Source organism: Bacillus sp. AY3-1 (assembly GCF_008368785.1).
Lineage (GTDB): Bacteria > Bacillota > Bacilli > Bacillales > Bacillaceae_G > Bacillus_A > Bacillus_A wiedmannii.
Genome location: NZ_QORZ01000016.1, coordinates 331,573 through 356,556, shown reverse-complemented (window position 1 = coordinate 356,556; position 24,984 = coordinate 331,573). Strand labels below are relative to the sequence as shown.

Here is a 24,984-nt window from a genome sequence, read left to right as displayed (position 1 = left end):
TCTTAAGCATTCACTTCGTCTTCACAAAATAATATAAAAACCACACCGCATGATTTTGTTCATCGGCAGCTATTCTGCGCAATAACTCTTTCATATGTGCATCCGATGCTTCATCTGAAATTTCCAAGTAAAAATCTACTGTCTTCTGTTCATCTTGTATTGCGAATTCTAATCCTTGTAAGTACGTATTCGGACATTCTTCTGTAATTTGTGGTTTTGGCTGCTGACCAGTTAAGTTTGTATAGATCTGTACAAACTGATGAAAATGCTTTATTTCATCATTACGAATTTCAAGAATTTGATTTCGTTCCGCCACATTTGGAGCCATATTAGCTAATTTCGCATAGCAATTTATAGCACTAAACTCTCCATTAATTGCTTTCTCAATATCACGAATCAACTTATCATTTTGCCTATACCAATCATAATAATTCGAATTATACATCTTATCCCCTCCATTATTTCGCATTACATTTTATGCAATTTGAAATAGTAGGAGCATGTATACAAAAAGCACCGCAAATCCGAACTCTTCTATTCTCCTTAAAATATAGAAAAACCTATCTTGCTGGATTTCTCTATAGGTTAATAAAAATCAAAAAACGCTTCACTCTTAGTGAAACGTTTTTATCCTTTATGCGTGTAATTCTGTTATATGTTCCTTTATTGCACTACGTTTGAAAGCAGTCGCTAAAATAATAGCCATACTTACCGCACCAATCCAAATGAGCACAGTAACAGGTGTACCCCAGCTTAACCCTTTTCCGAAGAAGAATATTTCTCTAAGCCCTTCAATCATAAATCGCATTGGTAACCATGCGTACACCCAATCTTGATAAAACGGAGACAACATTTCCGGTGCTAATGATAATAACGGTGCCCCAAAGAAAAGTAAGAGTGCGAATACACCAATTCCTTTTAGTCCAACTAGTGAAAGTACTGCTGATATCATTAAGAAGAAGCTAAAGGACGTAATTGATAAAAACAGTGCCGTATCCGTGAAATTCGAAATATTTAAACCTACCATACCATCCGCGATCCATGTGAGGCCAAATCCAATTACAAGTGCCACGACAGCCCCTGTTATGATTTGTTTTAGTTTTAATACGAAGTTTTCTTTTCTTGTACCTACTCGCATTTTACTTATCGCAATAAAAATAAGTGCTGCGCTCGCTAAACTTGCAATCCATAACGGTTGGAATAAAGACATTGGCGAGTTACCGTTCGCACTATTTTTGCCGATTTCATTTACATTTGTCACTTTCTTCGTAATAGGTGTTACTAATTTCGCAGCTTGGTCTGTTGTTAAAGTAGCTCCTTTTGCTTTCAATCCTTCGAGTAGTTGTGTACGAACAGTATTGTTCATATTATCAACGATCCCATTTAACATTTGTCCTGCCATAGTTGAAGCCGCTGTATTCATTCCTTGATTTATGAATATTTCTACTTCTGGTGAAGATGGCTGTGGTGTTCGTAATGATGCTTGTTTTGTACTAAAGTCTTTCGGAATAACTAATGCTGCGTAATATTCTTGATTATTTAAGCCTTTTTGAACTGCTTCTTTATTTTTCACTTCTACCCACTTCACCGCAGGTTCTTCATCTGATTTTGATGTCTTTTTCATATTATCAACAATCGTTTGCCCCATATTCATCTTCGGTTGATTCGGAATTTCTACTCCTTGATCCTCATTTACAATTGCGATTGGCAAGTTTTTCGGCTGAGGTTGAACAGTTGGAAATAACGTTAATGAAAAAATAAAAACAACAAGTAGTGCAATAACTGGTGATAACAATAAAAGTTTATTTTTAAACATTTTCTTTTTTCCTCCTATCATTTGATTTATAATAACCAACAACGTGTTGTTTATTTATATTTGAATTATATGTTTGAGTTGATCCTTATACAATAATCAAAAATCGTGAATGTGTCGGTTATAAGACACATCTTTGAAATGTGTTGGCTAAAATGGAGGAGGAACATACTTTGCGTGATAGTAATTTAGATTTACGAGTTATTCGTACGAAAACTGCCATACGAAATGCATTGGTGGAACTAATTGAAGAAAAAGGCTTTGACGCCATTACAGTGAAAGATATTACAACGAAAGCAAACATTAATCGCGGCACTTTCTATGCGCACTATCAAGATAAATTTGATTTAATGACGAAATGCCAAGAAGAAATTATGTATGAGTTTTCTAGCATTGCCAAACAGAGATTGCCTGAAGTTATTGCTGATCTTGGGTCAAATCCTTCCCCAACAATGCCGTTTATACTTATCACTTCTATTCTTGAATTTCTAAATGAAAATAGTGATTTTATGAAAGCTGTACTTAGTCCAAAAGGAGATTTGTCTTTCCAAACAAAACTGAAAGACTTTATGTGGAAAACACTATTTGAAGATACGAATGGTGCGCTCATTAATAAGAAGAATTTACTTGTCCCAAGCCAATACTTAACTTCATATATGGCATCTGCTCATATAGGTGTCATTCAGCAATGGTTAAATAACGGGCAAAAAGAAACACCTGAGGAAATTGCTCGTATTTTATCAACAATCGCAGTTCATGGACCTTTTTATGCGGCTGGCTTAAAAAAATAAGTCAGCTATATAATAAAAGATCATCCACTATAATAGCGGATGATCTTTTATTTCATTACAACACTTCAATATACCCTTCAGTCCCATGTACCCGAATTCGTTGCCCATCTTTTATTCGTTTCGTAGCATTCTCTACCCCGACAACTGCTGGTAATCCATATTCACGTGCAATTACTGCTCCGTGCGTCATAAGTCCGCCAACTTCGGTGACTAACCCTTTTATAGACACAAATAACGGTGTCCAGCCCGGGTCAGTAAAAGCAGTAACTAATATATCCCCCTCTTCTAAATTCGCATCTTCCATGTTTAAAATAACGCGAGCTCTTCCCTCAATCACTCCTGAAGAAACAGGCAAACCTACAATCGCGTCAGCTGGGAGGTTTTCTCGTTTATATTTACCTGTAATGATTTCTCCATCAGACGTCATAACGCGGGGAGGCGTTAGTTTTTCATATAATTTGTACTCATTTTTTTGTTTATGAATAAGCGCGTAATCTAGTTTATTCGTGCGAACAACTTCGTGAAGTTCTTCAAAGGTTAGATAGTATATATCATCGATTTCATGAATGACACCGCTCTGTACAAGTTGCTCAGCTTCTTTTAATAATGCCTGTTTATATATGAAATAACGATTAATCATGCCGTATTTTGGATATTCACGATAACCGATACAATTACGGATGTTACGAATCATTCGCTTCGTTTCTTCTACTTTTTGTTTACCCTCCGGCAAATGTTGCAATCGATCTACTAACTCTTTTTCTTTTTTCAAAGCTTCTTGCAACCCTTCTTCAAACTTCCGTTTACTAGCGCCAGCTTCAAAGTCTCTTATATTATTTAAAATCATTGGGATAATGATTGTTGGCTTTTCACTCCAGCGCGTTTTCGTAATGTCGATTTCTCCGCTGCATCTCATTCCGTATTTATTTAGAAAAGTTAGAATGGCATCTCGAGTTTTTTCTCCGCCTTTAAATTGAACTAATTCATCTAAAAAGTTATCATTTTCTACATGTTGTAAATACGCAATAACTTCTGGATATGGCCGAATCACATCAGCAACATCGAGTAATGCTAGCCCCATTTCAGACGTAATATTGTTTTGTACGGATTGAGAAAGTGTGTCCGCTGCATTCTTTTCGCCTAGCCATTGCTCCATCTTTTCATTGATCCATGTTGAAGCATCCATACCTGCCATAATGACAGCCATACTTTGCGGATGAAATAATATTTTCTTTAATTGCTGAATATCTTCCAAAATAAAATCAAGTACATTCACCCCTGATTTTGTTTGCATGTTTCGTTTTAACTCTTCAATTGATGCTTGATTCATTTCTATTAAATCCGTAACGATTGCTGGTTTGTTTTCGACTTGTGGTTGCGAACTTGTAGGTGGTCCACTTTTACCCACACTCTTTTCTTTTTCTTCATCTGGTAACAATGTAATAAAATCATCTCGCTCGACTACAGTCGTTAATGCATCTTTAATAAGCGGTTCCGAATTCCCTATCATATTTAATAAAAGTTCTCTACTAGTAGGCGAAGCCAATCTTTGTGCAACATCAACAAACAACCTTCCTCCAGCTTGAAACCTCTGTCCAAAAGATGTTAACTGGAATAAAGACATTCCTAATGGCTTTAAGGGATCGGTCATCATTTGCTGGTGACCAACCGATACATACACATGATTTTCCCCATCATTTACTTCTGGTATTGGATATAAAGTCGTGATTGGGCGACTTTGGACAATATAAAATGTATCATTCACTAAACACCATTCAATATCTTGCGGACAACCAAAATAAGCTTCAATCTGTCTTCCAATCTGTGCTAGTTGTAAAATTTGTTGTTCAGACAATGTTTGAATTTTTTGCTGAGCCGGATCAATCTGTTTCGTCTCCGTTCCGCCCTCTTTTAAAGCATAAATAGCTAATTTTTTAGTTGCTATCATCGTTTCGGTAATTTTGCCTTCTTTTACTTTATAATTATCAGCAGAGACCAGTCCTGATACTAATGCCTCACCAAGTCCAAAACTGGCATCGATTGATAACACCTTTCGGTTAGAAGTAACCGGATCAGCAGTAAATAAAATTCCCGAAGCCTCAGGGAAAACCATTTTTTGAACGACAACACATATAGAAACTTGATTATGTTCAAAATCATTTTGCATGCGGTACATAACTGCTCGCTCTGTAAATAAAGAAGCCCAGCACTTTCTTACATGCTGCAAAATCGCTTCTTTACCGATAATATTTAAATACGTATCTTGTTGACCAGCAAATGAGGCATACGGTAAATCTTCAGCCGTAGCACTAGAACGCACGGCATACGCATGTTCATTTCCAAAACGTGAGAGATAATGAGCTACCGCTTCCACTACTTCAGAAGGAATTTCTACTGCCATAATGACTTCTCTAATCTTCTTACTAATTCCATCAATTTGGGCTCGCTCTTCCATTTTCAACTTTGTTAGCTGTTGCAACAAAGTTTGAAGCTCGTCATTTTGCTCGATGGCCTTTTCATATCCTACCGTTGTAACACAAAATCCTTCTGGCACTTTTATCCCTTGAACGCTTGATAACTCCCCTAAATTCAATCCTTTTCCACCAACGAGTGCAAGCTGCGTGTTTTCTATTTCCTGAAAATCGAGAACGAAAGAACTCATTTACCATCTCTCCTTACTATGCATGTGTTCTTGATTGTAGCAGTAGTAAATACGAATAAACAGTCTATTTCGAACTTGATTTACATGATATAATTAAGTTAGGAAGAGATATTGCCCCCTCTAATTCACTTCAACTACATCACCAAACTTAAACATTCTTTGATTACGAAAAGCATCGGTACAAGTAATCGTCTTATTTAATGGATTTATATCAGCTACTGTTATGTAATTTTTATATAAATACACATTAAAATATTAAGATGAATATTTTATTAACTCATCACCCTCCTCAAAAAAAATTGTAGAAACTATTATATAAATTCATATGTCTCCACCTTAATTCTAGGACTTAATTTTTTTTTGTAATCCCCCACTAATTCTTTTTTCAAATGTTCCAAAATGGATTCGAGAAATTAGGGAACTATAATGTCGTATTGAAACATATTAAGGGGGATAAAAGGTGAACAAGGAAATGAATTATGGAAGTGATTACAAGTTTATTCCAGCAACTTCAATTGAAAGTGGTCATGGCCTTGAAGTATTGCCTGATTTATTTTGTTACACGATTCAAATCGTCAACATATGTTTTGTTGGAAATCCGCATACCAATGATTTTGTTTTAGTTGATGCTGGAATGCCTAAATGTGCAAATGAAATTATCTCCGTTACTGAGAAGCGATTTGGTACAAATAGCCGCCCAAAAGCAATTATTTTAACTCATGGGCATTTTGATCATGTTGGAGGAATAATTGAACTCATTAAGTATTGGGATGTTCCAGTCTATGCCCATCAAATGGAGATACCGTTCTTGACTGGACAACAAAGCTATCCTGAACCAGATCCAACAGTTGAAGGTGGTATGGTAGCCAAAATGTCTCCCCTGTTCCCTAATGAACCGATTGATTTAGGAAATAGCGTAAAAGCACTACCTACCGATGGAACTGTTCCCCATATGCCAGAGTTTAGATGGATTCATACACCAGGGCATACTCCTGGGCATATTTCATTATTCCGAGAAAAAGACCGAACTTTAATTGCTGGGGATGCTTTTGTTACAGTGAAACAGGAATATCTATATAAAGTATTTACTCAGGAACAGGAAATAAGCGGCCCCCCTCGTTATTTAACAACAGACTGGAAAGCTGCTAAAGAATCAGTCATTAAATTAGAAAAAGTAAAGCCTCTGGTCGCTATTACTGGACATGGGATACCAATGTCCGGTGAATTGCTATCAACAAGCCTCAAAACACTCGTTCAAGAATTTGATAAAATCGCTGTACCCAATTATGGAAAATATGTAGACAAAAAGATACATTAAACATAAAAATACTTTTTCTTCTTATATTTAAGAAACAAAATCAAAATAGAAAAAGTTATTAAGTTTAATATAAAAACACTGTACTTAGGCAACATCTCTATTATAAGAATGGAACTACACCTTGTGAATAAAACTTGATACTCCGCAAATACTATACGTAGTATAAGCCTGCTTCTTACCCAGGTTGTACTTCTTACCATTAAAGGGTGATTAAACGGGTTACGCTATATAGCATAACCCGTTTTTTATGAAATATTTTATTCCATATACGTTTAAACAATGGAGGAAAATGATGAAACATATTGTTGCTTTATTAATTAAATACACAGCGATAACTGCAGTATTATTAATGGTACTCGGTATCTTTCAAGGCATTTCGATTCCTAGAGTATTACTCATTTCTCTTTTCCTAACAGGAGCTGCCTATTTAATCGGCGATCTCTTCATTTTACCTAAATACGGAAATATGATTGCTACAATGGCAGATTTCGGCTTAACCTTCTTCGGAATTTGGCTTTTAACATCCTTATTTACGAATTTAGATGCTACTCGTAATATTGGACTTTCTTCATTTATAGCCACATTAATTATTGGCGGAATAGAGGTTTTCTTCCACATTTATATGAAGAGGTTAGTACTGCGTAACGACGATGAATTAAGAAATCACACTCATATTCATCATGATAAATATGCTATGGAAATGTCAGATGAATATATGGATTCTTCTACAATAAATAAATCCAAGCCTGAGGATACATCTAAAAAATAAAAAAGTGGCCAACGCCACTTTTTTATTTTTGTTTATTAAGCTTGATCTGAATTTCTTACATGTAACGGAGGTGGAACTACCCACCCTTTTTTCTTACTTAGACGCAGCAAAGTTACACCTGCTTGCGCTTTTTTCATATGAAATTGTCCGAATAGCATCCCTACATCTTCTCGAAGACATTTTCCCATCACTTGACTACATGTCACAAGTCCAGCTGCTAATCCTGTAGCAACAGCTGCTGCTATTTCAGCATCATTAATACGCGCTCCTGGAGGAATATCTTCGATAGATGCAACTGGTCGTTCTGGAGGAGCAGGAGGTAAAGCTACGCCATTAACCTTTAAAAGAGTTTTTAACTCTTCTATTTCCGAGTTCATATCATTTTCAATTAAGCTTTCTAAAAACTTCTTCAAATCTTCGTCACCTGTGTGATTTATAAATACTTGATGGCTTGCAATTGCACCTTGTGCAGCGAGAAGATAACTCCAAATATCAAATACTTCTCCGTAATGTAACGGTTCATTTTGAGGATTTCCACTTAATATACCCATTTTTAAATTCCTCGCTTTCGAAAATATCATAATAAATATTGATTTCAATATTGAAATCAAATTTTTAAGTATGCTTTTTCCTGCAAAAGATTTTCTACTATGCATGGAAAACACCTTTCCAACACCGCGTGTTTATTGTTTAGGAAAGTAGTTTACAAATAAAATACTCAAAGATTATGAAAGAAGATTATCAATAATCTTTGAGTGAGAATCCATTTACTATAAGGGTTTTTATTTTTATACATATACAAAAGAAATTGATTTACATATCTGCTACATTGTATTTCAATTTACTTAGCGGTTAGCTCTACCACCAAGTTGTTGTTCAGCCATTGCTACTAAACGTTTTGTAATTTCACCACCAACAGATCCGTTTGAACGAGCTGTTGTATCTGCACCAAGTTGTACACCAAACTCTTGTGCAATTTCATATTTCATTTGATCAAGAGCCTGTTCAGCACCTCGAACTAACAATTCATTACGACTTCCACTATTATTGTTTGTCATATCGTTTCACCTCCGATTTTTTTAATATGCTACAAATTATGAAATAATAATTATCCTTTTTGTGGGAATTAGATTATGAATAAATATTGAGTTTCTTCTTAAAATAGGGCAAAAGATATAAGAAAGAAGAGTTGCTATAACGTACTTTCATAACAACACTATGTATAGATTTCTCTTTACTAAAGATTTCTGTTTTGCCAAGAGATACATATAAATTATGAAAAATGATTCCTAAGGAGATATGTGATGAAAGCTGTAACCTATCAAGGACCAAACCAAGTACAAGTTAAACAAGTTGATGATGCAAAGTTAGAGAAAAAAGATGATATTATTGTAAAAATTACTTCAACCGCTATTTGCGGTTCTGATTTACATTTATATCAAGGTAACATGCCGTTACCTGAAGGGTACATTATTGGCCATGAGCCAATGGGAATTGTTGAAGAAGTTGGTCCAGATGTTACGAAAGTAAAAAAAGGCGATCGTGTTGTTATCCCCTTTAACGTTGCTTGCGGACATTGTTTTTATTGCCAACATGAAATGGAAAGCCAATGTGATAACTCCAATCCTCATTATGATTCTGGTGGATACTTTGGTTATACAGAGAAATTTGGTAACCATCCAGGCGGACAAGCAGAATATTTAAAAGTTCCTTTTGGAAATTTCACTCCATTTGTTATACCGGAATCATGCGAACTTGAAGATGAATCCCTTCTCTTTTTATCTGATGTTTTGCCAACAGCCTATTGGAGTGTAATAAATGCAGGTGTTAAGCGAGGTGATACTGTTATTGTCCTTGGTTGTGGACCTGTTGGATTAATGACACAAAAATTTGCTTGGATGAAAGGTGCTAAACGCGTAATTGCAGTCGATTACTTAGATTATCGGATAAATTATGCAAAAAAGATTAACAAGGTTGAGGTATTTGAGTTTACAAAGTTCCCTGATATGGGAGAATATTTAAAGGAAATCACACATGGCGGCGCCGATGTAGTTATTGATTGCGTGGGCATGGATGGAAAAAAATCGCCCCTGGAATTTCTGGAACAAAAATTAAAATTACAAGGCGGAACGCTCGGTCCTATTCAAATTGCTACGAAAGCCGTAAGAAAATACGGAACAGTTCAAATGACTGGCGTTTATGGTGGCAATTATAATGCATTCCCACTCGGGGCATTTTGGGTTAGAAATATTAATCTTAAAATGGGACAAGCACCTGTTATTCATTTTATGCCGGAACTGTTTGAAAAAATAATAAACAAAGAATTCGATCCAAAAGAGATTATTACACACAAAATCCCCCTTGAAGAAGCGAGCTACGGTTATCAAATTTTCAATAATCGTGAAGATGATTGTATAAAAGTCATTTTAAAACCTTGAAGATACAATTTATTATTCTTCATGAAAAGGTAAGATTACACTCCGTAATCTTATCTTTTTTATTACATGCTAAGTAGCTATTCCCCCACTCTCATCTCATATCGAAAATAGTTATTTCAAAAAGACTTTGCATTTTACGGTAACGATTTATTGGTAAAAAAATGAATTAAAGTATTAAGTAACCAATTAGCGGACACGATAACAATGTTAACTAACTTAAAAAGAGGTGTCCTTCATGTTTTATTATAAAGAGGAAATAATTAATATGATTAAGCCGGATAAACCAGACCCAGCTGCTGCAAAAGTTTTACAAGAAATATTAGGCGGGCATTATGGTGAAATGCGTACAATGATGCAATATTTCTTCCAAAGCTCAAATTTTAGAGGTAAAGAGAAGCAATATCGTGATTTACTTCGAGGTGTTTTTTTAGAGGAAATAAGCCATGTAGAACTTGTACAACATACAATTAATCAGCTATTAACTGGATCTGGTGAACCTACGCCAGGAAATGCTGGTATTGACAAAGCACCGCTTGATGAAGCGGTTAAACATGCAAACCCTCACCATTTTATTGTAGGTGCTCAAAGTTCATTGCCTGTTGATGCAGCTGGCAATCCTTGGAATGGATCTTGGGTATATAGTCATGGAAACTTAATTAGCGATTTACTAGATAATGTAGTACTTGAATCTACAGGTGTACTTCAAAAAACTAGAATTTATGAAATGAGTTCTAATCAAACATTTAGAGAAACTCTTGCATTTTTAATTGTTCGTGATAATGCACATCAAAATGCTTTTGCAAAAGCTTTAGAGACATTAGGGGTTGAATGGGGAAAACTCTTCCCTGTGCCGAACTATGATATCAATAAATATCCAGAGTGTAGAAAGTATGTAGACATGGGATTCCATAATGCACAATTTAATTTCAGCTTAGATTCAACAAGAATGGGAGAAATATTCCAAGGTGAATCTCCAAGTAGAAACAAAGGAACATTAACAGTAACTGACCCACCAAAAGGTTTTCCTGTACCAGAACTTCCTGAAATGCCAAATGAGCATAGTCCCGGATTAAAAGATATGGATCTTTAAGATCATTATGGCCAACTATTTATTCATGGTTGGCCATAAACCTTTATATGGATTCCAGTCACACTTTACTCCACTTCCATTACATCATCAAACTTAAAGATTTTTTGATTACGAAAAGCATCGGTACAAGTAATCGTCTTATTTAATGGATTTATATCAGCTACTGTTATGTAATTTTTATATAGATAGCCATTTTTATAATATGTAAGTAAAACCTCTTCTTCACCTAAATATGAAATTAACAGCTTATTTTCAATCCTTTCTTTTGCATCTTGCGTTAAAATTGGACGCGGGATTTTTGTTTGCTCCTGTATCATGTCTTTAATACAGATGAACTGCTCTGGCATACTAGCAAACGGTTGCCACTTTACCATTCCTCTTCCTTTTGGCATATTAGCATTCTTCACGATTTGTGCCCTCCTAATAATGTGTTTCTGTATCTTGCTGTTGCAACGCTTGTGTAGGAAATTCCACGTAATATACTGTTCTTACCAAATCGTGTTCGAATTTCGTCCATAACTTTCGTTAATCTCATTTCTTTTTCTCTTTGAATAATGTTATCGAAAAGCGAAATTTGCTCTTCTCCTTCATGGATTAAATTTGTTAAAGAAAGACTTATCGATCGAATCGGCTCTCCTGTATGCCGCTCGTATAAAAAATATGTACAAACATTGTAAATATCCATCGTTAAATTTGTTGCTCTGTTTAACGTATGTGCTTTTTTTATTCCTCCCCCGTATTCTCTACTATATCCGACTGAAAAATGAATCGTTTGCGCGTATTTCTTTTCTCGTCTCAATCTGTAACAAACTTCTTCTGTATGCTCTAATAAAATAACGATGAACTCTTCTATTGAATAATCACGAAATAATATTTGGCTTTTCGCTATAGATGTTGTCGCTGGAACATATTTCTCTGCTATTCTGCTAAAATCAATCCCGTTACTATGCAAGTGTAATTCCTCTCCTATTACACCAAATGATTGTTTTAAATACTTTAATGGGTACTGCGCTAATTCTCCAATTGTATGTATACCTTTTCGATTCAATTTCATTTCTGTTTTATACGATATACCCCAAAATTTACTGAGCGGTCTAATACTCCATAACTTCTCGGGTATATCGTCATACGTCCACTGCGCTATTCCATCCTTATTCTTTTTCGCTTCCACATCCATCGCTACTTTACTCAATAATAAATTGGGTCCAATACCAATCGTACTTTCAATCCGTGTATGTTCATATATTTATTGTTTGAACTTTAATGCGAACTCGCACGGATTACTCGCAAACAAATGAATACTCGCGGTCATATCCATAAAAAACTCATCAATACTATATTGATGAAAATCTTCTGGCGCAACATACTGTAAAGCTAAACCTGTTATGTAAGTTGAACATTTCATATACGTATGCATAATCGGATTCACAATAATAATATCTGGTCGCTTCGGTATTTCGTACAACCGTGCCATTTTCTTAATTCCTAGCGCTTTTAATGGCGGTGTTGCTGCCAATACGATTGATCCACTACGGTTTACATCTCCTACAACAGCCAATTTTGTATATCGTGGTTCAAGTCCTTTTTTAATACATGATACGCTTGCATAAAAGCTACGAAGATCTACACATAAAATAATACGATTCGGTAAAAGAGAATAATCATACAAGGTTATCACTCCTAACAAAAGAACGTTTGTTCTTATTATATACGAACTTATGTTCTTTTTAAAGGTATTTTCATGAAAATTTTGGTTAAAATAACCGTTATATCTGTGCGCTATCAATTAAGGCTGGAAAAACTATGTATACAAAAATGCTAGAATTTCAAGTAACTCATAAGCATAAAACTACTAAAACAAACCAATTAAACCTTTATTATCAAAACAAAATTTATATAAATTTCTTTGTTTCTTATATGTGTGAAGATAATAAAATACTATTCCCAAAACAAAAAAGCAAAGATTTTTTAATTTACTTCAGCTTTCTTGTCTCTAATGCATATATTCTTCTAAATTTGATTTTTTCTTGTATATTTTTTCAGCAAAATCTCCTACATAGCGCATGTAACAAGATTCATCCGCATAACTAGTTACTTCCTCTTTTTTTCTATTGTTAATAGCTTCACAATAAAAGCTGTTAAACAGCAAAAGTGCGAAGTCTTAAATTAAACTTCGCACCTTATACAAATTTACAATTAGTGACAATATCAATACAAATATAATAGTATATATACATAATAATCACTTGTTATATTTGTTGCTCTTTTAATCGGCCAATGTATAAACCAATCCTTTTACTTAGCTATCTCTCATAATTGGTTTGATTGTTTCTAGATACTTAATCCCCTCTATACTCATTTCAAGCGGTAATCCATTCCGATTGAAATTACAAATGGAAAAATTTATCCGTTTTTCCTTTTTGCCTACTTGCTAAATTCAGCAAGTAAAATGTTTTTAAAAAATTCCGGATTATTAATGTTTAAACTGTTCGAATTGATAGCAAATGTATGTTTGCCTCCAAGTGTTCCACCAGCAAAAGTAGAAAACCCTGGAACGGCACCCCTGTGTCCCCATATCGAGACACCGTTCGGAAGTTTAATTTCAAGAATTCCAAGACCATATCCAGTTCCCTCTCTTTCTGTAGGAACTGTAGTAAGCATTTGTTTTAGTTGCTGTTCCTTCAGTAATTTGCCACTGAGTAAGTAAGAGAAGAATTTGTTTAAGTCGTCAGCAGTAGAAATCATATCTCCATCCGAGCTACCTGGGTTAATATAAGTAACGTCTTTTAGCTCACTTGCTCCGTCTAGTTGCAAATAGCCACGAGCATGCTTGGTGCCTGGAATCACGCTTGAATTGCCAGGTAGGAATGTATTTGACAAATCAAGCGGTTCAATAATCCGATTTTCAACCTCTTCCGCATAGCTGTTTCCTGTTACTTTTTCGATAAGGATCCCCAGTATTACGTATCCTGTGTTTGAATAAGACCAACCCTTCCCTGGAGCAAAGTCTGGAGGAAGAGAAATCCCCATCTTTACAAATTCTTCAGCCGTATACGATTTTTTTATATCCGTAATATCAAAGTCTTTTGAATTTATATAGTCAGCAATACCACTTGTATGATTCAATATTTGCCGGATCGTAATCTGGTTACCGTCATATCCGTTCCCTTGAATGACACCAGGCAACCATTTTTCAATGGAGTCATCTAGATTCAAACGGTTCTCTCCAGATAATTGAAGTAGAACTGTTGCAATGAACGTTTTCGTCACACTGCCAATACGAAAGCGAAAATCTGCTTTCATTGGTTTCTTAGTTCTCAGATCTGCTACCCCAGCGGTATAACTCCAAGTTTTACCACCCTTAGAAATTTGAGCGAGTATTCCCGGGTATCCAAGTTGCAGTGTATCCCGCATTGCTTTCTTAACGGAAGTACGATCGCTTTGAGTATTTGTATGCAACGAACTAGATACATTTTGCTTGGTTTCTGCTTTTACAATTGAGGCTGGTGTTATGTATAACAAGGAACTTCCAGCTATTAAAAGTGCTAGACTTGCACATGTAATTTTACTGCGTGTTTTCATAAAGTATTCCTCTCTTCTATTGAAATTGTATAGATAGTTGATAGCTGTGTCATATACGAACCACACAGCTATCCATTCTTCCAATGATAAAAAGTCAACACTGAATTTACAATCATTGTACTCATTATTTTCACAAAACACTCTTGTTACTGATTGTTTTATATGTAGGCCGTACTTATCCCCCCTTCACGCCTCCTTATATTTTTATCCTACACAATGAAAATCTCTTTTTCCTTACCTATCCCTTACGAATTCCTTACATTCAAAATCGTTTCTATAATGATAGGATTGAAGTAGCATCTGTGCCCGAAAGCGCAAAAAAATAGATTACCTGCACACTAAAAGGTTTAGCGCACAGGTAATCTAGTTGTTTTTGAGATTAATAAAAACCTAATTTATCTTTTGAATTCTTCCATCAATAATAGACTGAATTGGTTCTTTTGATTTTTTTATATAATCTACTAATGCTTCAAAATCAGTTGGTCCTGTTTCAGCATCTTTCCCATTTTTAAAGGATACAAATCCATCTCCACCTGAAGCTAGAAATGCGTTAGCAACGACGCTGTAAGTTTTAGAAGGAATAATTTCTTCACCATCTGTTAAGCGAATACTTGTTACTTTTTCTCCATTAGGCTTGTTCGCATCCCAAGTGTATTGGATCCCTGAAATTTGAAGCATTCTTGTTATGTCTTTTTGCCATTGTTGATTTAAAATATCACGAATGTCTTGGCCTGTTAAATTTACTTTTATTAATTGATTTCCGAATGGTTGAATACCATATATCTCTCCCCATGTAATATCACCAGCATCTAAGTCATTACGAATACCACCAGGATTCATAAGTGCAATTTGGGATTGCATTGTTGTACGCTGGGCATCAGCAACTAAATTTCCGAGAGTAGATTCACCAGCCGTATTGAGTTTGCGATCTAGTGGAGCAATAGACTTACCTACAACTTCATTAACAAGAGGTGCGATTTTTGCTTGATATTTCTCCATCTTCTTCTTTATTTTTTTATCAGGCTCCATGCCTTCATGGTAAGTTGTAACAATTTCTGCTTTTTTCTCAACAATATCTTGTGTCTTACGATCAATCTTTACATCAACATCAGCAAAAGCCATACCATAAGAATTTGCTTGTACGACAAGTTTATTATTAACAGTTCCATTTACATAAGTGTGGCTATGCCCACCAAAAATAACATCGACTTCTGGATCAGTCTCATTTGCTAATCGGACAATATCACCATTTGTTACGCCGTTCCCATCTGTTGTACCTCCGTTATGCGCAAGAACAACGATAGATTTAACGCCTAGTTTTTTTAATTGCTTTACGAATTTGTTAATAGCTTCAACTTCATCTGTAATTTCTACATTCTTTAGCATAGTAGGCATAACAAGGTTAGGAACATCCGTTGTTACGACTCCGATAAATCCAACAGGAACTCCTTGTACCTTTTTTATAGTGAATGGTGGTAAAAATAAACGACCAGTGGATTTATTATAGAAATTTGCGGCAACATATGGGAATTTTGCTCCTTTAAAATTCCCTGTTTTCTCATGGTATCCACCATAAATAAGGCGGTTCATTTCCGCAACACCTTCATCAAATTCATGATTTCCTATAGTCCCAACATCGAATTTCAAATCATTTAGAAATTCAATCGTAGGTTCGTCTTGTAATAATGCTGAAACAGGAGTACTTGCTCCAACAACATCGCCCGCATGTACCTTTAATGTATTCGGATTTTGTTTTTCACGATCACGTAAATAAGCCCCTAAGTACTCAATTCCCCCTGCATCTTTATTGTTAATTTTTTTTACAGTGTCTACCTGCCCATGAAAATCGTTAATACCGAGCATTTGTACATCTATGTAGCGGTTTGGTTCTGTACTTGCTTGTGCTGAAGGCGCAGCAAATACACTAGTAAAAGTAACTGTACTTAACGCTAAAGCAACTGGAATGATTTTTTTCAACATAAAATTTCTCTCCCCTAATTAAAATCTGACATAATACGATGTTATTTTAATATATTAAGAGAATTATTTCTATAAAAATTCAACTAATTATAAAAATTAATAAGATTTTATTGTTTTCCGATAAAGTACTTCTCCCTCAAAACGTGAAAGTGTAAAAACAGCAACTTTTAGTGGGAGATGAATATTTGTAGGCTTAAGCCTACCCTTTTTACTTAGGATATAAAGGCCCCCACTCAACTTAAGAAAATTCACTACACAAAACCAGGAAATGTACATTTCTTTGTTTTGTAGATTATTCAAAATATTATCTTAATAGTAATATAGCAATCCACCTAAGAGACCTAAAAAACTCTAATCAATACATTTTAGCTGTTAAGAAGAATATTCAATCCGAAACTAATGGAAATTTATCAACCCAAAATCTCAATATCACTATTTAAAAATGAGCAGAAATTTCGTTATAGATGATTTCGATTCTTTAAATTGATTACAATGGTGCACTACTCCGCATTTAAAAAGATGCTCCTGGATTTATCCAAGAACATCTTTTATAAAGCTTTATTTTTACTTGTTTATAATGTATCAATTAACAATTATATAGTTGTAATCAGTCCTTTAAAAATGATAGGAGTGCTTCATTAAATTCTTTGGCATGCGTTGCATTTAGCCCATGTGGACCACCCTTTATTAACGCTACTTTAGAATTAGGAATTGCTTCATGTGTTAACTTCCCACTATATTCAAATGGTACAGTTGCATCTGAATCACCATGAATAACAAGGGTAGGTATATTAAACTGCTCCAAGTCTTTTCTAAAATCTGTCTTACTAAAGGCGGTAATACAATCAAGCGTTCCTTTAGGTGATGCACTGGCTGCAATATCCCAATTATATAAACGGAATGGCTCACTAACTAAATCTGTTCGATTACCAGCCGCGAAAAATCCCTTAGTAAATTCATCAAGAAATGCAAGACGGTCATTTATCACACCACTTTTGAATGCTTCAATTGTAGCATCATCTAATGCCCCCTCAGGATGATCCTCTGATTTGTATAAATATGGAGGAACTGCTCCAGCAAAAACAGCCTTTTCAATACGATCTGTTCCATACGTACTAATGTACCGAGCTACCTCGCCTCCACCCATAGAAAAACCAACAAGTGTGACATTTTGAAGCTCTAAATGTTCTAATAGTTGATGTAAATCAGAAGTAAAGGTATCATATTCATACCCTTCCCACGGCTGAGATGATTTTCCAAATCCTCTACGATCATATGTTATAACTCTGTATCCAGCCTCAACAAGAGCGGGAACTTGGTATTCCCAAGATCGACCACTTAGCGGCCAACCATGAATGAGTACAACTGGTTTTCCTATGCCATGATCCTCATAATATATTTCAATTGGTGCTTGATTTTCAGTTCCTACAGTAATTTTTGCCATTCTTCTACCTCCCAAAAATATTCTAATATGTATCCTTTTTTTCAATAATCCGGATGAATCTCATAACCTATTTACGCATGGTTATGTTGTGAACTCTAAGTATGAAACTCTATTATTCCAACGAATTCATTTTCTCCTTTTGGAACAATGCCCCCTCTAATACCTTTTTCATCATAAAATAATTGCTAAACATTCCTCCTATTCAATTCTAATAACAAAAATAGGAGACTATCAATATCGTTCTATCTATAGAATGTATAGGTAAAACCAATTCATTTTATAGTGAAAATAACTATAGTTATCACCTATACAAACTATAGATAATTTAGAATTGATTAACGAATCAGTTTTCAAATACTATAAATTTGTATAGCGCTTCATGTTCTGTGAATGTTGCTATAACCAATATTATTGGTCAGCTTAGTTATAAACGAATCGTAATAAACGAAGAAACTTATGATAGTATTCGACTATTTAGACTTTCTTCGATTACTTAATTTTTAGGAGGAATACATAATGACTGATCTCTATTCTCGTATTAACAAAGATGATGCTGTCGTGCTTTTAGTAGATCATCAAACTGGTCTTATGTCCGGACTAGTACGTGACTATGGTGTTGATGAATTCAAAAACAATGTTTTAGCTCTTGCTCACACTGCTAAGTTTTTTGATTTACCAGTTATTTTAACAACAAGCTTTGAAAACGGACCTAATGGACCTTTAATGCAAGAATTGGTTGATCTCTTTCCTCACGCACAAAAAATAGCTCGACCTGGACAAATTAACGCATGGGATAATGATGATTTTGTAAAAGCAATCGAAGAAACTGGAAAAAAGCAACTCATCATCGCGGGCGTAGTAACAGACGTTTGTGTTGCTTTCCCGGCACTTTCCGCTATAAAAGCTGGATATGAAGTATTTGCTGTCACTGATGCTTCAGGAACTTTCAGTAAACAAGTTGCAGATGCTGCCAATACGCGTATGGCACATAATGGTGTACAACTTATGAACTGGTTTAGCGTAGCTTGCGAATTACAACGGGATTGGCGCAACGATGTTGAAGGTTTTGGCAATTTACTTGCTAGTAATCTTCCAGGTTATCAAAATATAATTGGAAGCTATATGGGAGCTCAGCGCGATCTTAGTAAACAAAATGCATAAATATATTCCAAAGAAATAGCTTTAAATTACTTTTTTTAGAGTAGATAGTATAGATTTAGTGCTGATTAAATCGGCACTAAATTTTACATTAAAAAGTATAGCAGGGCTTTAATTGACAGAAGATACATTCCTTTCAATAAATAATTTTAAACAATTAAAAAAGGAGCGTTTTATTATGAGTAATTTAGAATTATTAAATCCGGAGAACAGTGCCTTAATTTTGATTGATTTTCAACCTCAAATGACTTTTGGAGTTGCAAGTATTGATAGACAAACATTGATTAATAACGTTATGTTGCTTGCTAAATCAGCAAAAACTTTTAACGTACCTACTATTCTTACTACAGTTGAGACACGCAGCTTTTCTGGTTATTTTTGGCCACAAATTCTTGACATATTTCCAAACCATGAAATTATAGAACGTAGTTCAATGAACTCTTGGGAAGATCCAAAATTTGTTGAAGCAGTTAAAGCAACAGGTAGAAAGAAATTAATATTTGCAGCACTTTGGACTGAAGTTTGCCTTGCATTCCCTGTGCTTGAAGCAATTAAAGCTGGCTATGAGGTGTATGCAGTTGATGATGCTTCAGGTGGTACTAGTTTGACAGCACATAACGCTGCTATGCGTCGTGTAGAACAAGCTGGTGCCATTCCAGTGACAGCAATTCAAGTTTTACTTGAATACCAACGTGACTGGGCACACAAAGACACTTATGATGCGGTAATGGAGATTGTAAAAGAACACACTGGTGCTTATGGTCAAGGCGTAGAATACGCATATACCATGGTGCATGGCGCGCTTCCAAGCAGGAAAATATGAAACAAGAAGGAGTAGCTGTCGAAGAGGTTCATACAGTTAACACGATGGATGCTGCTGATCCAGTAACAACGATTGTTACATGGGAAATTCAAGAAGGTAAAGAAAAACAGTTTGAAACATGGAGACATGAAATCGAAGCTGCCGCTACTAAATTCCCAGGACATTTAGGTGTAAATCTAATAGTCCCTAATAATGTATCCAGAGAGTATACTGTTATTTTTCGCTTTGATACGTATGAGCATCTACGTGCTTGGCAAGAATCAGATATTCGCCGAGATTTGTTAAAAACGGCGGAGCAATTTCAAGCTACTAATCCAACGTACAAAACTGAAAGCAGTTTGGCTTATTGGTTTGTTACTCCGAAAACGCCAGTTCCACCGCCAAAATGGAAAATGTCTATCGTTACCCTTCTGGGGGTATGGCCACTTAGCATGTTAGTTCCTAAATTGATAGGACCTATTATAAAACATATGAATCCTATTATGTCCGCTTTTTTCGTTTCTATATGTATAGTGTCCTTGCTATCATGGGTAGTTATGCCGGTCTTCGGTAAATTATTTCATCCATGGTTACAAAATAATAGGAAATAGACGAGGTGTGAATATGAATGTACCGGATATAATCTTATATAACGGAAAAATTACTACCCTTGATCCCTCTCAACCTGAGGTATCTGCTATCGCCATAACTGATGGTTTAATAACTGCAGTAGGTGGAGATGAGATTCTTAATAGTGCCACAGAAAAAACAAAAAAAATAGACCTTAAAAGAAAGAGAGCTATTCCAGGCCTGAATGACTCTCATATACACGTTATTCGTGGCGGTCTTCATTATAATATGGAATTACGATGGGAAGGTGTGCCTTCAATTGCCATTGCTCTCGAAATGCTCAAAGAACAAGCAAGGCGTACACCTGCTCCTCAGTGGGTAAGAGTAGTTGGAGGTTGGTCTGAATTTCAATTTAAAGAGAGACGGTTGCCAACTTTGGAAGAGATTAATGCTGTTTCTGAAGACACACCTGTCTTTGTACTACATCTTTATGATAGAGCACTTGTAAATCGTGCAGGGCTGCGTGCACTGGGATACACAAAAGATACCCCAGACCCTCCAGGCTGCTTAATTGAGCGGGATAAACGAGGTAATCCAACGGGTCTTTTAATTGCGAATCCTAATGCTTCTATTCTTTATTCAAGTTTGGGTAAAGCTCCAATACTTAATTTTGACGACCAGATTAATTCAACTCGCCATTTTATGCGCGAATTAAATAGATTAGGTATTACAAGTGCCATTGACGCAGGTGGTGGTTTCCAAAATTACCCTGATGACTACAAAGTTGTTGAACATTTAGCCGAGAAAGAACAATTAACTTTGCGTATTGCTTATAATCTATTTACGCAAAATCCTAATCATGAATATGAAGACTTTGCTTCATGGGCAAAACTTGTTTCTCCCGGTCAAGGAACTGATAAGTATAAAATGAATGGTGCCGGAGAAATGTTAGTATTCTCGGCAGCCGATTTTGAAAAATTTCAAATGCCACGGCCTGAACTAGCTACGATGATGGAAGCTGACTTAAAGAAAGTAATTTCTCTATTGGTAGAAAACCGTTGGCCATTCCGTTTACATGCAACTTATGACGAGTCAATCACACGTTTCTTAAATGTATTTGAGGAAGTCAATAAAGAAATTCCTTTTAATGGTCTACGATGGTGGTTTGACCATGCAGAAACAATCTCAGATCGTAGTATGGAACGTGTTAAGGCTTTAAATGGCGGTATTGCCATCCAAGACCGCATGGCTTTTCAAGGTGAATACTTTGTTGATTTATACGGAAAGGAAGCTGCAAAGCATACTCCTCCGATTTATCGTATGTTAGACCTAGGTATACCTGTTGGCGCCGGTAGTGATGCAACTAGGGTTTCCAGCTATAACCCTTGGGTCGCTCTTTACTGGATGGTTGCCGGAAAAACCATTGGTGGACTTTCGATATACGATGAAAAAAATAAACTTGATAGAAAAGTAGCCCTAGAATTATATTCTAAAGGAAGTGCGTGGTTCTCTGGTGATGAAGGTAAAAAAGGAACCCTTGCAGTAGGTCAGTTTGCTGATCTTGCTGTATTGTCTGCTGATTACTTTACTGTACCAGAAGAAGAAATCAAGAACCTTGAATCATTACTCACCATTATGGGTGGGCAGGTTGTTTATGGAAATGATGAATTTAAAAATTTATCACCTGAATTGCCGCCAGCATCACCTGATTGGTCACCGACGGGAGTTTATGGTTATGGTGGCGCTAACCTAGCCCACACTATACTTTCTCACGATGCCCATGATCACAAGTTACATAGTTGCAGTAACCCTCTCCATCAACACACTCATACCGTAATAGGAAAAGATGGAACTAAATGGGGTATTGGTTGTACTTGCTTTGCTTTCTAAGTCAAAACCACCGGTAATGCCGGTGGTTTTCTTTCTACAATAAGGATATGCAAATTCGAAATAGCATTGTATATCCCTATTGGAATCTAGTACTATACGATAAGACCGAAGAGTTGATGGATTAACTTGACTTATTTTTGACAGCCTTCTCTCCTTGCAAAGTCTGCCCTTTTTTCCTTAAGTAAAAGTCAATGATATTCCCATTTGAATCGATCACACCACACATATAAAGCCAATGCCCTTTGACTGTAATTTAGGTCTTATCCCAAGGATTATGTATCATTTTTAACTCTCACACTATAATCATTATTATTTCTATAATACTAATACTTTTTCAGGATCATTTAACTTTTGCATAAAGATACGTGCTGCAAAACTTAAAAATTTATCATCAAAGTGAATAAGATTAATATCTTGACTTGGTGTCGGATCAATAATACGAACTATACTCAAATTATCATTATTAACAAAGTCAACTAGTGAAAGAGGTATTATGGCAACGCCATGTCCATTATATACAAGGCTCAATAGAGAAATAGAAGATTTTGTTTCTATATTTGCTTCAGATAAAGATAACCCTAAACTCTCACAATATATCTTAATAGATTCACGACAACTACATGAAACCATTATTCTACTCAGCCCTGCTAATTCTCGAAAAGAAACAAATGATTTTTCATTCAAAGGATGTTTTTTTGGAATTACAAGGACGAGCTCTTCGCTATACAAAAGGGTGCTTGTTAATGTGTCTGGAATTTGAGCACTACGTGTGATTCCTAAATCAATATTTTGGTCAACGATTTGATTTACAGCAACTTCGGATTCTATAATTTTTACTATAATGTTGGGATAATGTTGTTGAAACTTCATAATATAAGGTGTTAAATAAGTGAGGTCCTCTAATAAACCTCCTATAGTAATCACACCTCTTTTTACACCCTTTAATTCAAAAATTTCATTATAAACGTCATCAAATTGTTGCATGATAAATTTTCCTTTATCAAATAGCAGCTTACCCGCTTCTGTCATTTTGATACCTCTTCCAACTCGATGAAACAAGGGTGTATCAAGTTCACCTTCTAACACACGTATTTGCTGACTTAAAGTCGGCTGTGAAATACCTAGAACTTCCGCAGCTTTAGTAAAACTATTATTATTACAAACTTGAATAAAATACTCTAAATGACGTAATTCCATTCTTGATACCCACTCTCCGCTTTATGAAAGATTTATAATGAAAAGGACAATATGTATACGTTAACATAACAGCTTTATTACCTACTACACTAATTACAATTACATAATTTTCTTATTTTGTATTACAACAAATTTACTACTATTTATTAATTTTTCCTCCTATTTATTTAATTTATATTTAATTAGGATATTACTAAACAGAAATAACCTCTAAAAACTTACAATTTCCGTGTGTAACATCCTAACTTTTTCAACTCTTTAATTATCATTTCTTCTCCATATAGTCCAAACTATCAAATATTTGCCGAATCCCCTCTTTATGCTGAGGAAAAATAGTATCCATCAATTCAATACCTTCTGAAGTAATTGACGTATACGTGATACTACTACTACTTGCAAATAATATTTTGTCTCCAATTTTTTATAGGCTGATCGCCTTTACTGTATAGTAGCTCAAGCACTGCAAATTCAGTTGGATTAAGTCTATAACTTTTTATATCCTCTTCAATACGCTTAGTGATTGACTGTACTGCCCTTGATAATATAACAAATAACTTTAAAGATAAGCTCTCATCGTTAATCACGTTCCTAATTACCAATCCTTTACAAGTTATCTTGAATTCGAGATTTATTATATTATCGTCAAAATATTATGTCAATAATTCATTTTAGCTTTATCAAGCCACTTATAATTTATTTCTCAACATAAGACATATAGAATTAGAAGAAAACAATTGTTACTATATAAGTATCTCAATTGCGTTATTTCTTTTAAAGAGAGCTTGTTTTCTAACGCAAGTTCTCTTTTGTCATATTCTAAATTGAATCGGAACAAATTTCAGGTGATGGTCTGCCTATATATATGATATAGTTTTTAAAAAAAGATTAGAGCTCTCCTACAAAAAGGAGAGCTCTAATCTTTCATATAAAGTGAAACTTTAATCAGTGGGGGTTTTGTTCATCCCCACTGATTATCAGCCCTCACCAATCGAACGTTTACGGACAGTTGATCTCCCACCTAACTTCTTTGCTCCAACTGAATTTTGAGGTGGGAGTTTTACTGTCCGTTAACGCGGGATAAAATTAGTACCTCACTTAAGAAGTTTTAAAAGACAAGCTTGTTAATGATGTCCCAACACTTAAGTCGTTATTTAATACGAGGGATAAACAGGCTACTAATGGTAATGTAATAGTAATTGAGCCATCAGAATTAATCACTATACTAGGACTAGATCCACACTCTTCTCCACCACTTACAATTGATTCTACCCCACCACTCGGAGTAAACGTAACTATAAGACACACATCGATACAAATATCATTTAAAGTATATGCCATTACTTATACCCCTCCCTAAAACAATTTAAAATAAGCTATGTAGTAAAAAGGGCTAATGACACAAAAAAATTTTAGATAAATGCGCATTAAGATGTTTTTTCTATTTTTACAGAGACCCGCTCAATTCATCCTTAAAAACACA

At 35.2% G+C, this 24,984-nt stretch carries 20 protein-coding genes and 3 pseudogenes; 9 read left to right on the top strand and 14 right to left on the bottom strand.

The features are described 5' to 3' along the window. Positions 1-10: 10 nt before the first annotated feature. Together DN389_RS13070 and DN389_RS13065 are read right to left on the bottom strand one after the other, a co-directional pair. Positions 11-445, bottom strand: coding sequence for a ferritin-like domain-containing protein (locus DN389_RS13070; RefSeq protein ID WP_149237221.1), 435 nt, complete (start codon positions 443-445; stop codon positions 11-13). A gap of 189 nt (positions 446-634) precedes the next feature. After that, a complete protein-coding gene (locus DN389_RS13065; RefSeq protein WP_179955892.1) occupies positions 635-1,837 on the bottom strand; it encodes a YhgE/Pip domain-containing protein in 1,203 nt (400 codons plus the stop codon). Positions 1,838-1,986: 149 nt separating this feature from the next. Between DN389_RS13065 and DN389_RS13060 the strand changes: the two genes are divergently transcribed. Next, on the top strand, positions 1,987-2,604 hold the full coding sequence (locus DN389_RS13060; RefSeq protein WP_149237220.1) for a TetR/AcrR family transcriptional regulator: 618 nt from the start codon (positions 1,987-1,989) through the stop codon (positions 2,602-2,604). A gap of 55 nt (positions 2,605-2,659) precedes the next feature. On the opposite strand, the gene ppsA is transcribed toward DN389_RS13060, so the two are convergent. Further along, a complete protein-coding gene (ppsA, locus tag DN389_RS13055; RefSeq protein ID WP_149237219.1) occupies positions 2,660-5,266 on the bottom strand; it encodes a phosphoenolpyruvate synthase in 2,607 nt (868 codons plus the stop codon). A 120-nt stretch (positions 5,267-5,386) separates the two neighbouring features. Next, a pseudogene (locus DN389_RS29325) lies at positions 5,387-5,521 on the bottom strand (YolD-like family protein); the annotation flags it as partial. A 205-nt stretch (positions 5,522-5,726) separates the two neighbouring features. Between DN389_RS29325 and DN389_RS13045 the strand changes: the two are divergent. Together DN389_RS13045 and DN389_RS13040 are read left to right on the top strand one after the other, a co-directional pair. Beyond that, a complete protein-coding gene (locus DN389_RS13045) occupies positions 5,727-6,584 on the top strand; it encodes an MBL fold metallo-hydrolase (RefSeq protein WP_149237218.1) in 858 nt (285 codons plus the stop codon). 292 nt (positions 6,585-6,876) lie between these two features. Beyond that, complete coding sequence (locus DN389_RS13040) at positions 6,877-7,353, top strand: YndM family protein (protein WP_149237217.1); 477 nt, start codon at positions 6,877-6,879, stop codon at positions 7,351-7,353. Between the two features lie 35 nt (positions 7,354-7,388). Here DN389_RS13040 and DN389_RS13035 read toward each other — a convergent pair whose 3' ends face one another. Continuing rightward, positions 7,389-7,904: a DUF3231 family protein gene (locus DN389_RS13035; protein WP_060487339.1), complete on the bottom strand. Its 516-nt coding sequence runs from the start codon at positions 7,902-7,904 to the stop codon at positions 7,389-7,391. A gap of 294 nt (positions 7,905-8,198) precedes the next feature. Beyond that, positions 8,199-8,411 carry a small acid-soluble spore protein, SasP family gene (sasP, locus tag DN389_RS13030; protein WP_046959866.1) on the bottom strand — a complete coding sequence of 71 codons (213 nt, stop codon included), beginning with the start codon at positions 8,409-8,411 and terminating at the stop codon, positions 8,199-8,201. 246 nt (positions 8,412-8,657) lie between these two features. On the opposite strand from sasP, the gene DN389_RS13025 reads away from it, so the two are divergent. Continuing rightward, positions 8,658-9,791 (top strand): zinc-dependent alcohol dehydrogenase, encoded by a 1,134-nt coding sequence (locus DN389_RS13025; protein WP_149237216.1) that lies wholly within the window; start codon positions 8,658-8,660, stop codon positions 9,789-9,791. A 235-nt stretch (positions 9,792-10,026) separates the two neighbouring features. Then, complete coding sequence (locus DN389_RS13020) at positions 10,027-10,881, top strand: manganese catalase family protein (protein ID WP_149237215.1); 855 nt, start codon at positions 10,027-10,029, stop codon at positions 10,879-10,881. Positions 10,882-10,946: 65 nt separating this feature from the next. On the opposite strand, the gene DN389_RS13015 is transcribed toward DN389_RS13020, so the two are convergent. The 5 genes and pseudogenes from DN389_RS13015 to DN389_RS12990 form a co-directional block, all read right to left on the bottom strand. After that, on the bottom strand, positions 10,947-11,288 hold the full coding sequence (locus tag DN389_RS13015; RefSeq protein WP_149237214.1) for a YolD-like family protein: 342 nt from the start codon (positions 11,286-11,288) through the stop codon (positions 10,947-10,949). Next, positions 11,285-12,550, bottom strand: a pseudogene (locus DN389_RS13010) (Y-family DNA polymerase). The gene DN389_RS13015 and the pseudogene DN389_RS13010 overlap by 4 nt, the downstream one beginning before the upstream one ends. Before the next feature lie 755 nt (positions 12,551-13,305). Next, positions 13,306-14,463 carry a serine hydrolase domain-containing protein gene (locus DN389_RS13005; protein ID WP_149237213.1) on the bottom strand — a complete coding sequence of 386 codons (1,158 nt, stop codon included), beginning with the start codon at positions 14,461-14,463 and terminating at the stop codon, positions 13,306-13,308. Between the two features lie 390 nt (positions 14,464-14,853). Further along, positions 14,854-16,443: a bifunctional metallophosphatase/5'-nucleotidase gene (locus tag DN389_RS12995; protein WP_149237212.1), complete on the bottom strand. Its 1,590-nt coding sequence runs from the start codon at positions 16,441-16,443 to the stop codon at positions 14,854-14,856. A 607-nt stretch (positions 16,444-17,050) separates the two neighbouring features. Beyond that, complete coding sequence (locus DN389_RS12990) at positions 17,051-17,887, bottom strand: bromoperoxidase (RefSeq protein WP_106102025.1); 837 nt, start codon at positions 17,885-17,887, stop codon at positions 17,051-17,053. 516 nt (positions 17,888-18,403) lie between these two features. Between DN389_RS12990 and ycaC the strand changes: the two genes are divergently transcribed. The 4 genes from ycaC to DN389_RS12970 all read left to right on the top strand — a co-directional run bounded on the left by ycaC (position 18,404) and on the right by DN389_RS12970 (position 22,307). After that, entirely contained in the window at positions 18,404-19,048 is a 645-nt protein-coding gene (gene ycaC / locus DN389_RS12985; protein WP_000131220.1) for an isochorismate family cysteine hydrolase YcaC, read from the top strand. A gap of 175 nt (positions 19,049-19,223) precedes the next feature. Continuing rightward, the gene (locus DN389_RS12980; protein ID WP_000067162.1) at positions 19,224-19,868 is read left to right on the top strand and encodes a hydrolase; all 645 of its coding nucleotides are present in this window, start codon (positions 19,224-19,226) and stop codon (positions 19,866-19,868) included. Next, complete coding sequence (locus tag DN389_RS12975) at positions 19,865-20,458, top strand: antibiotic biosynthesis monooxygenase (RefSeq protein ID WP_098191328.1); 594 nt, start codon at positions 19,865-19,867, stop codon at positions 20,456-20,458. Before DN389_RS12980 ends, DN389_RS12975 begins: the two co-directional genes overlap by 4 nt. 13 nt (positions 20,459-20,471) lie before the next feature. Next, a complete protein-coding gene (locus DN389_RS12970; protein ID WP_060487297.1) occupies positions 20,472-22,307 on the top strand; it encodes an amidohydrolase in 1,836 nt (611 codons plus the stop codon). Positions 22,308-22,622: 315 nt separating this feature from the next. On the opposite strand, the gene DN389_RS12965 is transcribed toward DN389_RS12970, so the two are convergent. The 3 genes and pseudogenes from DN389_RS12965 to DN389_RS12950 form a co-directional block, all read right to left on the bottom strand. Beyond that, a complete protein-coding gene (locus DN389_RS12965; protein WP_060487298.1) occupies positions 22,623-23,504 on the bottom strand; it encodes a LysR family transcriptional regulator in 882 nt (293 codons plus the stop codon). Positions 23,505-23,722: 218 nt separating this feature from the next. Beyond that, positions 23,723-24,088: pseudogene (locus tag DN389_RS12960) on the bottom strand (MarR family transcriptional regulator). A 511-nt stretch (positions 24,089-24,599) separates the two neighbouring features. Continuing rightward, complete coding sequence (locus DN389_RS12950; RefSeq protein WP_060487299.1) at positions 24,600-24,842, bottom strand: hypothetical protein; 243 nt, start codon at positions 24,840-24,842, stop codon at positions 24,600-24,602. Between the last annotated feature and the right edge of the window lie 142 nt (positions 24,843-24,984).